General features: G+C 65.0%; 14 protein-coding genes and 1 pseudogene. 5 read left to right on the forward strand and 10 right to left on the reverse strand.

Features of this window, described 5'->3' with window-relative positions; genetic code table 11:
• The first annotated feature begins 145 nt into the window (after positions 1–145).
• Positions 146–640: a hypothetical protein gene (locus tag ACD578_RS21035; RefSeq protein WP_152709621.1), complete on the forward strand. Its 495-nt coding sequence runs from the start codon at positions 146–148 to the stop codon at positions 638–640.
• Here the strand turns inward: ACD578_RS21035 and ACD578_RS21040 are convergent.
• On the reverse strand, positions 612–1,253 hold the full coding sequence (locus ACD578_RS21040; protein WP_404288198.1) for a LysE family translocator: 642 nt from the start codon (positions 1,251–1,253) through the stop codon (positions 612–614). The two genes, ACD578_RS21035 and ACD578_RS21040, sit on opposite strands and share 29 nt — an antisense overlap.
• A gap of 146 nt (positions 1,254–1,399) precedes the next feature.
• On the opposite strand from ACD578_RS21040, the gene ACD578_RS21045 reads away from it, so the two are divergent.
• The 3 genes from ACD578_RS21045 to ACD578_RS21055 all read left to right on the forward strand — a co-directional run bounded on the left by ACD578_RS21045 (position 1,400) and on the right by ACD578_RS21055 (position 3,428).
• On the forward strand, positions 1,400–1,999 hold the full coding sequence (locus tag ACD578_RS21045; RefSeq protein ID WP_404288200.1) for a LemA family protein: 600 nt from the start codon (positions 1,400–1,402) through the stop codon (positions 1,997–1,999).
• 61 nt (positions 2,000–2,060) lie between these two features.
• Positions 2,061–2,816, forward strand: a complete 756-nt coding sequence (locus ACD578_RS21050; protein ID WP_404288202.1) for a TPM domain-containing protein — start codon at positions 2,061–2,063, stop codon at positions 2,814–2,816.
• Entirely contained in the window at positions 2,817–3,428 is a 612-nt protein-coding gene (locus ACD578_RS21055) for a TPM domain-containing protein (protein ID WP_404288204.1), read from the forward strand. It abuts the gene before it with no gap.
• On the opposite strand, the gene ACD578_RS21060 is transcribed toward ACD578_RS21055, so the two are convergent.
• The 8 genes and pseudogenes from ACD578_RS21060 to ACD578_RS21095 all read right to left on the reverse strand — a co-directional run bounded on the left by ACD578_RS21060 (position 3,429) and on the right by ACD578_RS21095 (position 10,805).
• Positions 3,429–4,166: a DUF1223 domain-containing protein gene (locus ACD578_RS21060; protein WP_404288206.1), complete on the reverse strand. Its 738-nt coding sequence runs from the start codon at positions 4,164–4,166 to the stop codon at positions 3,429–3,431.
• Positions 4,167–4,194: 28 nt separating this feature from the next.
• On the reverse strand, positions 4,195–5,142 hold the full coding sequence (locus ACD578_RS21065; protein WP_404288208.1) for a lipid A biosynthesis lauroyl acyltransferase: 948 nt from the start codon (positions 5,140–5,142) through the stop codon (positions 4,195–4,197).
• A gap of 130 nt (positions 5,143–5,272) precedes the next feature.
• Positions 5,273–6,295, reverse strand: a complete 1,023-nt coding sequence (locus ACD578_RS21070) for a zinc-binding dehydrogenase (protein ID WP_404288210.1) — start codon at positions 6,293–6,295, stop codon at positions 5,273–5,275.
• A 352-nt stretch (positions 6,296–6,647) separates the two neighbouring features.
• Entirely contained in the window at positions 6,648–7,394 is a 747-nt protein-coding gene (locus ACD578_RS21075; RefSeq protein WP_152709633.1) for an SDR family NAD(P)-dependent oxidoreductase, read from the reverse strand.
• Between the two features lie 3 nt (positions 7,395–7,397).
• Entirely contained in the window at positions 7,398–8,678 is a 1,281-nt protein-coding gene (locus tag ACD578_RS21080; RefSeq protein WP_404288212.1) for a beta-ketoacyl-ACP synthase, read from the reverse strand.
• Positions 8,679–8,688: 10 nt separating this feature from the next.
• Entirely contained in the window at positions 8,689–9,813 is a 1,125-nt protein-coding gene (locus ACD578_RS21085) for a beta-ketoacyl-ACP synthase (protein WP_404288214.1), read from the reverse strand.
• Positions 9,813–10,274, reverse strand: a complete 462-nt coding sequence (locus tag ACD578_RS21090; RefSeq protein ID WP_404288216.1) for a 3-hydroxyacyl-ACP dehydratase FabZ family protein — start codon at positions 10,272–10,274, stop codon at positions 9,813–9,815. The genes ACD578_RS21085 and ACD578_RS21090 overlap by 1 nt, the downstream gene beginning before the upstream one ends.
• A 250-nt stretch (positions 10,275–10,524) precedes the next feature.
• A pseudogene (locus ACD578_RS21095) lies at positions 10,525–10,805 on the reverse strand (acyl carrier protein).
• A gap of 308 nt (positions 10,806–11,113) precedes the next feature.
• On the opposite strand from ACD578_RS21095, the gene ACD578_RS21100 reads away from it, so the two are divergent.
• Positions 11,114–11,836, forward strand: coding sequence for a tyrosine-protein phosphatase (locus ACD578_RS21100; RefSeq protein ID WP_404288218.1), 723 nt, complete (start codon positions 11,114–11,116; stop codon positions 11,834–11,836).
• 161 nt (positions 11,837–11,997) lie between these two features.
• Here ACD578_RS21100 and ACD578_RS21105 read toward each other — a convergent pair whose 3' ends face one another.
• Positions 11,998–13,779, reverse strand: a complete 1,782-nt coding sequence (locus ACD578_RS21105; protein ID WP_404288220.1) for an ABC transporter ATP-binding protein — start codon at positions 13,777–13,779, stop codon at positions 11,998–12,000.
• Positions 13,780–13,832: the final 53 nt, after the last annotated feature.

The following is a 13,832-nucleotide window of genomic DNA, read 5'->3' on the forward strand; positions in this document are numbered from 1 at the left end:
GTTCGCCGAAAAATGCCGCAAGGCAAGGAAGGGGGCTATCTCCAGGCAAGGGGAAATAGCTCTAGCGCATCGTTCGGTGGGGAAACCGGTCGGTTCCGCGGGGGCCTCTGGCGGGGCGATGCGAACTTTGCCACTATGCGCCGGCATGTTCCGCTGGCTCCTCCTCATCCCCTTCGCGCTCCTCATCGCCATCGGCGCGAGCGGCACCTTTTTCCTCATCGCCACCGTCGTCGATCCAGTCATGGCGATGCTGACGGGGGATACGCTCTTCGTCGGCTTCTGGTCGCTGGTGGACGCGGTGTTCGCCGCTGAGGATCCCGGCCCTATCGTGGAGGACGCGTTCCTGGCCGTCGGCCGCATCATGTTCACGCTGCTCATCTTCCCGCCGCTGCTGATCGCGATCATCAGCGAGGTTCTCGGGCTGCGAAGCCTGCTCTGGCATGCGCTTGCCACCGGGATTCTGACGGCAGCGGTGCCATGGATTTTGCGCGGATCGGCGCGGATCACCTCGCCGGCGGAGCTGCATGTGAGTCTCGTGCTCGGCCTGACCGGAGCCGTGGCGGGCTTGGTCTATTGGCTTATCGCCCGGCGCGAGCCTCGGCGTCCCGATCCTACCGCGCCGATGTCGTCAGGATCTTGATCGCGAAGGCCGAGAACAGGCCGGCGAAGGAATAATCGATTCCGCGCATGAATTTCGGGTGCCCGCGCAGGAGCGCGATCACCTTGTCGGCGCCCAGAATCATGAGCGCGCCCATGGGTGCCGTGAGCGCGATGAAATAGAGGCCCAGGAACATCAGTTTGTCTGCCGCATGCGGATCGGCCGAGTCGACGAATTGCGGCAGGAAGGTCACGAAGAACAGGACGACTTTCGGGTTCGTGAGATTGATCCCCACCCCCATGAAGAAGGTCTTCCAGAACGGAACCTCCGCCCGCCCTTCCTCTCTCACATGCAGCGCCGAGCCGTTGCGTACGGCATCGAACGCCATCCACAGCAGATAGAGCGCACCGACGACTTTCAGCACCGTGAAGGCGGTCACGGAAGCCGCCAGAAGCGCCGAGAGACCGAGCGCCGCCAGCACGGTATGCACGCCGCATCCTGCCATCGCGCCCAGCATCGAGGCCATGCCCGCCTTCCGCCCACCCGCCATGGTTTTCGCCAGGAACAGGCTCATGTCCGGACCCGGCGTGATGAAGAGCAGGGTCGCGGCCAGCGTATAGGTGAGCAGGGTGCTGACGTCAGGCAGGAAGGTCATGCGGAGAATCCGACAGGTAAACCGGCGGGATCATGCCTCAATCCCATGTGTACGGCCACCGAAAAGCAGCTTGTTGAAACGCCCCCCTGCTCCATGTGTTGAACCCAGCAAAGGTTCGAAAAAACCGAATCGCGGGAAGGACAAAGATGAAGGCTTTGCTCTCAAGGATGCACATGGCGCTGATCGGCATGATCCTGGCATTCGGCCTGTCCGCCTGCGGCATCAACAATGTCCCGACCCTGCAGGAACAAGCCAAGGCCGCCTGGAGCGAGGTGCAGAACCAGTACCAGCGCCGGGCCGACCTCATCCCCAACCTCGTCGAGACCGTGAAGGGCTTCGCCCAGCAGGAACGCGAGGTGCTGACCCAGGTGACGGAAGCTCGGGCAAAGGCCACGCAGGTCCAAGTCGATGCCTCCACCGTGACGGACCCTGAGAAATTCCGGCAGTTCCAAGAGGCGCAGAACCAACTCTCCGGTGCGCTGGGCCGGCTGCTCGCCACCGTCGAGCGCTATCCGGAACTGAAATCAAACGCCAACTTCCTGGCCCTGCAATCCCAGCTCGAAGGGACGGAGAACCGCATCGCGGTGGCGCGGCGCGACTATATCGCGGCGGTGCAGGGCTACAACACGGAGCTGCGCACCATTCCCGGCCGCTGGATCGCCTCGATCGTCTATCCCGACGCCAAGCCGATGGAGACGTTCACCGCCACGGCCGGCTCCGATCGCCCGCCAGAGGTGAAGTTCTGACGTGCTTCGTCCGATGAGGGGTGGCCCTTCCGTCCTGCCCTTCTCCGCTTGGCAGAGGGTCATGGTGGCGCTTGGCGTCATGGTCTTCCTTGGGCTCAATCCCGCCCTCGCTCAGACCTTTCCGCAGCTCACCGGCCGTGTCGTCGATGCGGCGAATCTCCTGAAACCCGAGGAGCGGGCAGCACTCGAAGCGAAATTGAAGGCCCATGAGGACAAAACCACCGATCAGGTGGTGGTCGCGACATTGCGCTCCCTCGAAGGCTACGAGATCGAGGACTACGCCAACCGGCTCTTCCGGCACTGGCAGCTCGGCCGGAAGGGCAAGGACAACGGCGCATTGCTCCTCGTCGCGCCGCAGGAGCGGAAGGTACGCATCGAAGTGGGTTACGGGCTGGAAGGTGCGCTGACGGATGCGCTCTCCAAGGTCATCATCACCACGGCCATCGCGCCACAATTCCAGAAAGGTAATTTCGCCGGCGGCATCGATGCAGGCGTCGACGCCATGCTGTCGATCCTCACCGGCGACGCAGAGGAATGGCATCGCCGGGCCGAAGTGCGCGAGGACAACACCACGAGCATCGATCCCGTCATTGCCTTCATCATTCTCCTGATGCTGTTCTTTCTGATCTCGCGCCTGATGGGAGCAGGACGAGGGCGCGGCGTCAGGCGGGGACGCCGTGGTCCCTGGATCGTCACGCCCGGCGGATGGTCGGGCGGAGGGGGCTGGTCCGGTGGCGGCGGTGGATGGTCAGGCGGGGGAGGCTTCTCGGGAGGCGGCGGCTCGTCGGGCGGCGGTGGCGCTTCGGGGAGCTGGTAGATGATTTCACCCGAGGATCAGATGCGGCTCGCCCATGCGATCAGCGACGTGGAGGACAACACCTCCGGCGAGGTCGTGCTCGTCATCGCCGAGCAGGCGGGCCATTACCGCGCGATCCCGCTTCTCTGGGCGCTTCTCGCGGCGCTGATCACGCCCTGGCCGCTGATCTGGCTGACATCGATCAGCACGTCGCGGATCTTCCTGACCCAGCTCGCGGTGGCGCTGACTTTGAGCCTCGCCCTCTCCTGGCCGAAGCTGCGCTATGCCCTGGTGCCGCGCTCGATCAGGCGTGCCCAGGCCCACGAGGCCGCCTCGCACGAGTTCCTGCGCCGGGGTCTCACCCGCACCCGGGAGAAGACGGGTGTGCTGATCTATCTGGCGCTCGCCGAGCACCATGCCGAGATCCTGGCCGATACGGGCGTCGCGGACCGGGTCGATGCGGGACTATGGGCCGACATCGTCGCAGACCTGACCGCAGCGATTAGAGACGGGCGCATGACGGAAGGTCTGATCGAGGCCATCCGGCGCACGGGCGCGATCCTGGCGGAGCACGCCCCTCCCCGCCTTGACGACGTGGACGAGCTGCCCAACAAAGTCATCATTCTGATGTGACTAGAGGCCGGGGCCTTTCGCGGCGCCCAGGATGACGCCGGGCCGCGCCGCGTCGGTGCTCTGCAGGAGCACCACATAGGCGTCCCCGCCGCTGCGCGCGGTTTCGAGCGGCACCTCGAAACGGGCCGAGCCGCCGAGCCATTCGCCGACGCGCGTCAGGCCGCGCACCACATTGGCATAGGTGATCGTCTTGCCGCGGTTCTCGCCGCGCTCGATCGGCACCGTCTGTGACTTCAGGACGGGCAGCACCCACAATTCGGCCGAACGCTGCGCGGTGTCCAGGGTCTCCTCCACGGCAATCGTCAACATGCCGTTCTGCTCACCCACGGTCACGTTCACCGGCAGGGACTTGCGCCCCTTCGAGGTGGCCTGGATGGCCGTCTCGATCTGGTCCCGGTCGGAGCCGATGCAGGATTTCTTGCCGTTGACGATCATCTGCGGCGTGAAGACCTGCCGGTCCTTGCGGGAATGGGCGTAGGCTTTCTGGCGCTCGGTGAAGGCCACATGGGCGAGCGTGTCCTTCCAGCCGAGATAATCCCAATAATTCACGGGCATGGACAGCGCGATGACGTCCGGCTGGCGAGAATATTCAACCAGGAGCTCATCCGCCGGTGGGCAGGAGGAGCAGCCCTGGCTCGTGAACAGCTCGACGACCGCACGCGGGGGGTCCGCCAGAGCAGGCTGAAGGAGAGCGGCCAGACCGAGGGCCGCCAAAGTCAGTGTCAAACGGGACGCCATGGTGCCGCTATCGAACACGAAATCGACCTCAAGGGAAACTCACGTTACCTTGAACGGCGGCCGGAACCCGCCAGCGGCGGTGCATCCACAGCCATTGCTCGGGATATTCCCTCACCCATTCCTCAACGACGGAGGTCATGGCCTGCATGGCGCCCTGCACGTTGATCTGCCCGTCGGGATCGCGGGGCAGATCGAGCGGCGGCGTGAGCTGCAGGCGGAAGCGATGGTCGGCTAAGCGGATCACCCGCACGCCGTGAACCGGACAATCGAACCGGCGGGCGAACTTGCCGAGGATCGGGTTCACCAGGGCCGGGCGGCCCATGAAGTTCACGATCACGCCCCTGGTGAAATGCTGGTCGATGAGCATGCCGAGATGGCCGCCCTTCTCCAGCGCGCCCTGCATGGCGAAGGCCGCACCCTGGCGGGCCGCTTCCAGATTACCCATGGTCTCGCTGCGGATCTCGTGCAGGACGCGGGCGATGGCCGGATCGTTGGGCGCGCGGAACACCGCCGTGGTGTCGAGCCCGAAGCGCGCGGCGCAAATGGCGGGCAGCTCCCAATTGGCCAGATGGGCGGAAAAGATGAGCCCGGGCTTGCCGTCGTCACGAAGGGCCAGGAAGTGGTCGATCCCGTCGACCTCGGTCCGGCCGGGTGTCGTGCTGTCCGGATCGAAATCGAACAGGCGGCCGAGATGGGGATACTCGCCGCCCGTGCGGCCGAGATTGTCCCAGGCGGCGAGCGCCAGAGCCTTCACCTCGACGTCGGATTTGTCCGGATAAGCCGCTCGGATATTGGCAAGGGCCGTCCTGTGGGCCCGCAGCAAGGGACCGAAGGTGCGGGTGAGCGCAGCCCCCACGGCGCCGGAGCGCTCAGGACCCAGCGCCCGCGAGAAAGCAAAGACGCCACGCACGATGCCGACGACGACCGATCCGATGAAACGCGAGACAAGGTTGCGGGAGCGGTGGGGCTGCTGCACGTCGTTTGAGTCCTGGCATCATGAGCCGGCGCCGGGCCGGCATTAAAAAGAAAAGGCCCCGCGGGTTTTTCGCGGGGAGCCCGTTTCGTCAAGATCTGTAGCTGCGCGGCCGTTTGTACCAGAGGCCGGGTCAGAAAGTCACGACGACCTTGCCGAAGACCTTTCGGCCTTCTAGCCGCTCCAGGCCCTTCTGGAATTCGTCCAACGGGAAGACAGCGTCGATGACCGGCGTCATGCCCCCGGCCATCTTGTCGAGCGACTGCGCAATGTTCTCGATCCGGCAGCCGAAGGATCCGAAGATACGGTATTGCTGCTGGAAGAGCTGCATCAGGTTCATGGTCGTGGAGACGCCCGATGTCGAGCCGCAGGTTACGAGGCGCCCGCCGCGCTTGAGGCAGAGGAGCGAGCCGTTCCAGGTCTCGGCGCCCACATGCTCGAACACCACGTCGACGCCCTTGCGCTTGGTCAGGCGGCGCACCTCGCCCTCGAAACGCTCGGTGCGATAGTTGACGACGTAATCGGCGCCGAGCGCCTTCGCCTTCTCGCCCTTCTCGTCGTCGCCCACCGTCGTATAGACCGTGCAGCCGATGGCCTTGGCCATCTTGATCGCCGCCGTGCCGATGCCCGAGCCGCCGGCATGGACGAGGATCGCCTCGCCAGGTTCCAGCTTGGCGTTGTCGAAGAGCATGTGCTGCACGGTGCCGAAGCCGATGGGCGCGCAGGCCGCCTGCTCGAAGGAGACGCCCTGCGGCACCGGGATAACGAGCCGCTCCGGCCGGTTGATGAGCTCGCGCGCGAAGCCGTCGATATGGAAGCCCATGATGCCGGCGACGTTCTCGCACAGATTGTCCCAGCCCTTTTGGCAGGCCTTGCAGTGGCCGCAGGTCTCGGCCCCGTACATGGTCACCGGATCACCCGCCTTGAACCGGGTCACACCCTCGCCCACCGCGGCGATCTCCCCCGAGGCTTCGACGCCCACGGCCTGAGGCATCTTGCGCTTGGCAAAGGCCATGCCGCGAAAACCCCAGACATCGAGGAAATTGAGAGCCAGCGCCTTCACCCGCACCTGCACCTCGCCGGGAGTAGGCGGCGGAGGCGCCTCCATCTCGGTGATGCGAAGGTCACGGTCGCCGAAGAGCTGAAGGGAGCGCATGAAAACCAATCCTGGTCGTGTGACCGCCTGCGTCTCAAAGTGCAGCGTTCACAGAGAAATTCTTTTCCGGCGGCTTAAAGGGCCGAGGGGCGGATGACAAGTTTTGTGTCGTTCCCGGCCGGAGCGGGAAAGACGATCCATCATCGCCCGCAGCGCTTGTCAGTGGACCCTCTCCCGGCCTTTCGGCTGCCGGGGACGACACCCTCCACGTCACGGCCGGGCTTGTCCCGGCCATCCCGATAAGGGAAAAGCGCGGCGTTTCAATCCATCGGGATCACCGGCACAGGGCCGGTGATGACGTGAGAGGTTTCATTCTCTCGCAAAGCATCAGCGCCGAGGACGACAGGGGAGACTACCGATGCACACCCAGCATCGAAGTCAGGCCGCCGTCGATCGGCAGTACTGCGCCCGTGATGTAGGCGGCGGGCTCGCTCAGGAGAAATGCGGCGAGGCCAGCGACCTCCTCCGGCTTGGCGAAGCGTCCTGCCGGGATCTGCTTCTCCATGTTTTCACGGTAGGCCGCGTAAGGGGCCATCATGTCCGTGTCGATGAAGCCCGGCGCGATCACGTTGACGGTGACACCCCGCTTGGCGGTCTCGACGCTGAGCGTGCGGCAATAGGAGATCAGCGCGCCCTTGGAGGCCGCGTAAGCCGCGTTGCCGGGATTGCCCTGGAGCGCCGCGACGGACCCGATGGTGACGATGCGGCCGGCCTTGGCGCGGATCATGCCGCGCATGAGCGCCTTGGCGATCCGGGTGAGCGACCAGAAGTTCACCTGCATGGCGGCTTCGGCCTTGTCCTGCTGCATCATGGCGGCGAGCGCGTCGTAGGGCTGGCCGGCATTGTGCACGAGGCCGAAGAAGCCCTCGCCTTCGATGCTCTCGCAGAAGGCGTCCAGGGCTGCCTTGTCGGCGAGATCGATTTCATGCGCCGTGATGGTGCAGCCGGGATGGGCCTGCATCAGCTCGTCGGCCAGCGCCTTCGCGGCATCGCCCGAGGAACGGTAGGTGAAATCGACATCGTGGCCGGCCGCAACCAGCGCCCGCACGATGGCGGCGCCCACACCCTTAGCCCCGCCCGTTACCAGAACCCGGGTCATGATCTAAGCCCCTTTCGGCTCGGCCCCGAAGACGAGGCAGGTGTTCTGGCCGCCGAAACCGAAGGAATTCGAAAGCACGTAATTCACTTTCGCGTCGCGGGCGACGTTCGGAACCACGTCGAGCGGGATCGCAGGGTCCGACACCTGATAGTTGATCGTCGGCGGGATGCGGCCGGTGGCGAGGGTGAGCAACGACATCACGGCCTCGACCGCACCGGCGGCCGTGAGCGTGTGGCCGATCATAGACTTGTTCGAGGAGATCGGGAGATTCGCCATGCGCTCGCCGAACACGGCGGTGCAGCTCATGGCCTCCATCTTGTCGTTCTCCGGCGTCGAGGTGCCGTGGGCGTTGATATAGTCGATGTCCTCAGGGACAACGCCCGCATCCTCGAGCGCCTGGCGGATCGCCGTGATGGCCGGCATGCCGTCAGGCGAGGAGCGGGTACGATGGAAGCCGTCGCCCTTCTCGCCGCAGCCGAGCACATAACCGAGGATCTTGGCGCCGCGCGCCTTCGCGCTTTCCGCGTTCTCGAGCACGAGGGCCGCGCCGCCCTCGCCCATGACGAAGCCGTCGCGGTTCTTGGAGAAGGGCTTCGAGGCGCCTTCCGGGTTCTCATTCTGGGTCGAAAGCGCCGAGAGCAGCGAGAAGCGGATGAGAGATTCCGGATTGACCGAGCCGTCGGTGCCGATGCAGAGCGCCGCATCGGTCTCGCCCCGGCGGATCGCCTCGACGCCGAGCTGGATGGCGGTGGCGCCGGACGAGCAGGCGGTGGAAAGGGAAATCGGCGAACCCCTGGTGCCGAAGCGGTCGGCGACCCGGTCAGCGACGGTGCCGAAGATGAAGAGGTCGTGCCAGGGCTTGAACTCGCCGGAAGCCGCCGCCTTCAGGAGGTCCTTGTAGGTGACGTCACCCTCCTGACCGGAAGCCTTGGCCAGTGCCTCGCGCTGCGGCCATTCCATTTCGACCGGCGGCACGGCGATGAACAACGCCCCCGGAAAATCCTCTTGGGCGAGGCCGGACTGGCCGACGGCTTCCTCGGCCGCCAGCATGGCGAGGCGCTCGGAGAGCATGGGAGCGCAGAAGGGCTCCACATCGACCGAGTCGATGGTGCCGGCAATCGTGGTGCGCAGGCCTTCCGTGGGGAAGCGGTTGATACGGTGAATGCCGGATTTGCCGGCCGTGAGAGCGGCCCAGGTATCATCCTTGCCCTGGCCGAGGGATGTGACCGTGCCCATGCCGGTGACGGCGACGAGCGGGCGACCCTGATTATCACGAAGCGCCATAGCCTTCTCCTCAAGCCTTGGTGAGCCGGATGGCGCCCTCGCCGCGCCAATGGCCGACGGAGGTGACAAGCGCCTCGCCTGCGTTTCCTTGTGCAATCAGGCCAGCGGCCAGCGCGACGCCTGTGGGAGCCTGCGCCTCCATCGTATGGCCGACGAGATCGCCAGTGGCGTGAACCGCTGCACCCGGCGCGATGTCCTTGAGCGCCGCCTGCTCCTCGTCCGTGAGGCCCTTGATGCCGGTGGCGCCCGACAGCACCACATCGGGCGTCGCGCCGAGCTGCTTCGACAGGGCATGGAGCGCCCCCTCGATGCTGCCTGCCTTGCGGCGGGAGCGGTCCGAAGCGATGCCCGCGACGGCAGCAAGCGGCTTTACGCCGCGCGATGCCGCGTGCTCGCGGGATTCGAGCACCATGAAGCAGGCGCCGGACCCGAGGATCATGCCGCCGCCATCCGCAGGGCGTTCCCAGACCGGACGATAGGGCTTCTTCCAGAGGAAGCCGCCCATCTCATAGATCAGGAGCACATCGGCCCGCTCGGCATTGTAAGCGCCGCCGACGAGAAAGATATCGTCCTGCCCCGAGGCGATGCGCTCGCGGGCGATGCGGATCGCATCGACGCCGCTCGATTCCTCGCCCATGAAGGTGCGCGAGGCTCCCGTCACGCCGTGGACGATGGAGATGTTGCCCGCCAGGAGGTTCGAGAGCTGCGCGAGAAACAGGGTCGGGCGCAGGTCGCCCATCAGGCGCTCGTTGAGGAAGACGCCCGGGTTTTCGGCCTGCCGCAGCCCGGTGAGGATCTGCCCGTCGACCGCATAATCCCGCTCGCCGCCGCCGGCTGAGACGATGAGCTGCATGCGGCTTTTCAGGGTTGCATCCTCCTTCGCGCCGGCCGCGTCGAGGGCGAGGCCTGCGGCATAGCAGCCGAGCTTCTGCCATGCCTCCATCTGGCGCTGGTCGGACTTCTTCGGGATCTGCCGGTCCCATTCCAGAGCCGTGATCCGATGGACCGGGAAGGGTTCGAAGGTGGTGGTGTCCGTGTTCGGAGCACCGCCGCCCGCAAGCGCTGTCAGATGCGCCTCCAGTCCCTCTCCGGCACTGGAGACCAGGCCGATCCCCGTAATGACGACATCCCGCATCAAACCGCCTCCTCCAGGAGGCCGATGCGCTTGGCTTGCGCACGCATCAGGCCGTCCATGCCTTCGGGGAAGGGCATGATCCGGAAGCGCAGCTCCGCATCGCAGATCGGCTTGCCCTCGGCCGTGATCCTGGCCTTGGTCACCGCGTAGCCCGAGCCTTCATGCTCCAGCTGGGCCGTGACGGTGAGCACCGTACCCGGTCCGACGAAGGTGCGAAAGCGCGCCTTGTCGACGCCCATCAGGAACGGCATGTGGGTGAAGCCCATGAGGCCGAGCACGAGATAGCCGGAGGCCTGGGCCATGGTTTCGGTCAAAAGGACGCCGGGAACGAGGGGATGCCCAGGGAAATGTCCTTCGAAAACCGTGCTTTCCATTGGCACGGTGGACGATACCTCGATCCGCTTGGTCTCGCGGTCGAGGCTCGTCACCCGGTCGATCATTTCAAAATATTCGAGGCGCATCCGGATCTCGTACCCTCTAGAGCATCGGACCCAAAAGTGGATTGCACCTTTGGGTCCGATGCTCATTTTAAACTGGCGCATCTTTGATGCGGAAAACCGGGTCCACTTTTCGCTGACGCGGACCTCTGGTTCCGCACGATGCGTTAGGCTCCCGGCGGGTTCGATGGGAAGATAATCCATGAGGCGGAGCGCTGATGGATCGCCTCTTCGAGCCGGCCTCAATCGGCCGGCCCGCCGGGATGATTTGTCTTTAGGCTTGCTTCGCGGCCACGAGTGCGTCAATGCGCGCCACGAGGTTCTTCAGGACGAAGTACTCCTCGGCGGGAGCCTTGCCCTCGTTCACTTCCTGCGTCCACTGCTCCAGCGGCAGCTTGATCCCGAAGGCCTTGTCGATGGCAAAGGCGATATCGAGGAAGGCCAGGAGTCGATGCCGAGATCCTCGATGGCATGGCTCTCGGGCGTGATCTGCTCGCGCGGGATATCGGCGGTCTCTGAAATGATGCCGGCGACGGTCTCGAAGGTGGACGACATGACGCCGCTCTCCTGAACTGCTTGTTGATCTCAACGATCCAGCGCCGGCAAGCTCTCAAGGCCCGGTGTCCAGCCGCTCTTTTCGTCGAGGAGGGTTGTTTCGAAACGCACCCCTTACACGACCGGCCGCAGGGCGGCAACCGATTGGTTGCATCTCTGAGGACCCGTTTCGGCCCAAGCGTCGGAATTTTACCTGCGGCAACTACTTAAGGGGCAAGCGATTGATTAATCGGCTCCCATCGCCGATAAGGGCCGCCTTCGGTCGCAAACCGAATTATCTTACATTTAGACAGATTGCTTGGATCGACGTGTTCAACAGGTTTCTCAAGCCTGAAATCCGCTATGCCCGGCGCATGGCTCGCATCGCGCGCTGGGACAGGCCCGTGGAGGGGCTGCCCGGTCGCCTGCGCGCCTGGGCGAACATGCTGCTCGTCGATCATGGGGTCTTCCGCCTCTTCTACCTGAACAAGCACCGGGTGACCGACCGCCTATGGCGCTCGGCCCAGCCCGCTCCGCATCAGATCGCCGCCCTTAAAAGTGAGGGCGTGCGCACCATCATCAATCTGCGCGGCGGCCGCGAGCACGGCTCGTGGCAGCTCCAGAAGGAGACTTGCGAGCGGCTCGGCATCCATCTGGAGGAGTTCATCGTCCGCTCCCGAGGGGCGCCGGACCGGGAAACGCTGCTGTCCGCAAAGGAGTTCTTCGACAAGATCGAGTATCCGGCCGTCCTGCACTGCAAGTCGGGCGCAGATCGGGCGGGCTTCGTCGCAGCTCTCTACCTTGTCGTCTTCGAAGGCAGATCCATCGATGAGGCTCAGCGCCAGCTCTCCGTGCGCTTCGGCCATTTCCGCTTCTCGAAGACGGGCATCCTCGATGAATTCTTCGATCTTTACCGCCGAGAGGGCGAGGCCAAGGGCATCCCGTTCCTCACCTGGATCGAGACGCAATACGATGCCGAGGCCCTGGAGCGGAACTTCCGCCCGAGCTTCTGGTCGAGCCTACTGATCGACAGGATCATGCGGCGCGAATAGGCCGCAGCAACGGTGGCCTAGCCCGGACACCTTCTCGAACCTCATCCTGGGGAGCAGACGTGGTCTGCGTCTCGAAGGAGGATCCAGCGCCCCCTGGAGACGCCTCGCCCTTCGAGACGCTTCCTTCCTCGGAGTGAGGCTCTGAAGGCTGTTCGCAGAGTTTAAGACGCCACGAGGCTGTGCTCTCCGTCGTCGGAGAGCTGCAGGCGGTGCAGGCGGGCGTAGGTGCCCCTCTTCGCAATCAGAGCCTCGTGCGACCCCGTCTCGGCAACCCGCCCGTTCTCCATCACCACGATCTTCTCCGCATTGCGCACGGTCGAGAGGCGGTGGGCGATGACGAGGGTGGTGCGGCCCTTCATGAGGCGACGGATGGCATCCTGCACCAGGCGCTCCGATTCGGAATCGAGAGCACTGGTCGCCTCGTCGAGCAGCAGGATCGGGGCATCCTTCAGGAAGGCGCGGGCGAGCGAGATGCGCTGGCGCTCACCGCCCGACAGGCGTCCGCCACCGGGGCCGACCACCGTGTCGTAGCCTTCCGGTTGCTTCAGGATGAAGTCATGGGCCGCTGCCGCTTTGGCCGCCGCAACGATGTCTTCCTCGGACGCATCCGAGCGGCCGAAGGCGATGTTGGCCCGGATGGTGTCGTCGAAGAGGATCACGTCCTGGCTCACGACCGCGACGGCGCGGCGCAGGCTGGGCAGGGTCACGTCCCGCACGTCCTGCCCGTCGATCAGGACGGCGCCCTGGTTGACGTCATAGAGGCGCGGCACAAGCGACAGGAGGGTCGATTTGCCAGAACCGGAGCGGCCCACCAGGGCCGTGGTCTGGCCGGCCTTGGCCACCAGATCGACGCGGTCGAGCGCCACGGCCTCGCCGTCGTAGGAGAAGGTGAGATCCGAAAACTCGATCTCGCCGCCTTCGAGCATGAGCGGCTTGGCTCCGGGCTTGTCCTGGATCCGGGGCGCCTCGTCCATGATAGTGAAGGTACGATGGAGAGCCGCCGCCGCCTCCTGCACGATGGCGTTCAGGTTCCCGAGCGCCCGAATCGGCTGCGCCGCCATGACAAGGGCGCTGACGAAGCCGGTAAAGTCGCCGATCGTGCTGTTGCCGGACAGGATCCTGTGGCCGATCAGCATGAGCACGATGGCGACGGCGAGGCCGCCGCCGGTCTCGAGGATAGGATCCATGCGCCCGCGCGCATTGGCGGCCTTCATCTTGAGGTCGCGCACATTGTCGAAGGTTCTGGCGGCCTTGGTCTTGAGATAGCGCTCGAGCCCATAGGTCTTGGCGATGCGGGTTCCGGCCAGGCTCTCGGTGATGAGGCTTGCCATCAGGCCCGTCTGCTCCTGGGTCGAGACGGCGACGCGGCGCAGCTTCCGGCCGATCTTGTTCACCGGATAGGCGAAGAAGGGCGCGATGATGGCCGCCACCAGGGTCAGGACCGGGTCGATCCAGAGCATCGCCGCGACCAGGGCGATGATGGTTGTGATCTCGCGCAGGAACACCGTCGAGAGACGGGTGAGCGCCTCCCGGATGAACGCGAAATCCGTGGTGAAGCGCTGGGTCAGGGCAGCCGGGCTCTCGCGTCCGATCTGGGCGAGATCGGCCTCGATCAGGTGGCCGTAGAGCGCCGTCTGCATGTCGGCCTCGATCCGCGTCACCACCTTGTTGGTGAGGATCGTAAGGGCCAAGAGCGAAAAGCCCTTCACGGAGGTGACCGCAATCACGAAGAGCGGCGCCAGCATGATGGCCTGCGCGTCCTTGGCGTCGAAGGCATCGAAGGCCGCCTTGATCAGCACCGGGTAGAGCCCCGTCGCGCCCGAGACCAGAGCCACGAGCACGAGCACCAGGGACAGCGTCTTCGCGTGCGGACGCATCCAGTCGCGCCACAGGCGGACGATCAAGGGAAGGGTGTCGCCCCGAAGGAGGCTTTGACGGGCCATGCTCTGTCTTAAGATTCTCGAGATTCTCGTGCCGAAGGGCTCGCGGTTAGCAC

Source organism: Microvirga sp. RSM25 (assembly GCF_044784385.1).
Classification (GTDB): domain Bacteria; phylum Pseudomonadota; class Alphaproteobacteria; order Rhizobiales; family Beijerinckiaceae; genus Microvirga; species Microvirga tunisiensis.

What these genes read in the sequence shown, in the direction of transcription:
- ACD578_RS21035 (WP_152709621.1), top strand. Translation starts at nt 146, where the DNA reads ATGTTCCGCTGGCTCCTCCTCATCCCCTTCGCGCTCCTCATCGCCATC.
- ACD578_RS21040 (WP_404288198.1), bottom strand. Translation starts at nt 1,253, where the DNA reads ATGACCTTCCTGCCTGACGTCAGCACCCTGCTCACCTATACGCTGGCC.
- ACD578_RS21045 (WP_404288200.1), top strand. Translation starts at nt 1,400, where the DNA reads ATGAAGGCTTTGCTCTCAAGGATGCACATGGCGCTGATCGGCATGATC.
- ACD578_RS21050 (WP_404288202.1), top strand. Translation starts at nt 2,061, where the DNA reads ATGGTGGCGCTTGGCGTCATGGTCTTCCTTGGGCTCAATCCCGCCCTC.
- ACD578_RS21055 (WP_404288204.1), top strand. Translation starts at nt 2,817, where the DNA reads ATGATTTCACCCGAGGATCAGATGCGGCTCGCCCATGCGATCAGCGAC.
- ACD578_RS21060 (WP_404288206.1), bottom strand. Translation starts at nt 4,166, where the DNA reads ATGGCGTCCCGTTTGACACTGACTTTGGCGGCCCTCGGTCTGGCCGCT.
- ACD578_RS21070 (WP_404288210.1), bottom strand. Translation starts at nt 6,295, where the DNA reads ATGCGCTCCCTTCAGCTCTTCGGCGACCGTGACCTTCGCATCACCGAG.
- ACD578_RS21075 (WP_152709633.1), bottom strand. Translation starts at nt 7,394, where the DNA reads ATGACCCGGGTTCTGGTAACGGGCGGGGCTAAGGGTGTGGGCGCCGCC.
- ACD578_RS21080 (WP_404288212.1), bottom strand. Translation starts at nt 8,678, where the DNA reads ATGGCGCTTCGTGATAATCAGGGTCGCCCGCTCGTCGCCGTCACCGGC.
- ACD578_RS21085 (WP_404288214.1), bottom strand. Translation starts at nt 9,813, where the DNA reads ATGCGGGATGTCGTCATTACGGGGATCGGCCTGGTCTCCAGTGCCGGA.
- ACD578_RS21090 (WP_404288216.1), bottom strand. Translation starts at nt 10,274, where the DNA reads ATGCGCCTCGAATATTTTGAAATGATCGACCGGGTGACGAGCCTCGAC.
- ACD578_RS21105 (WP_404288220.1), bottom strand. Translation starts at nt 13,779, where the DNA reads ATGGCCCGTCAAAGCCTCCTTCGGGGCGACACCCTTCCCTTGATCGTC.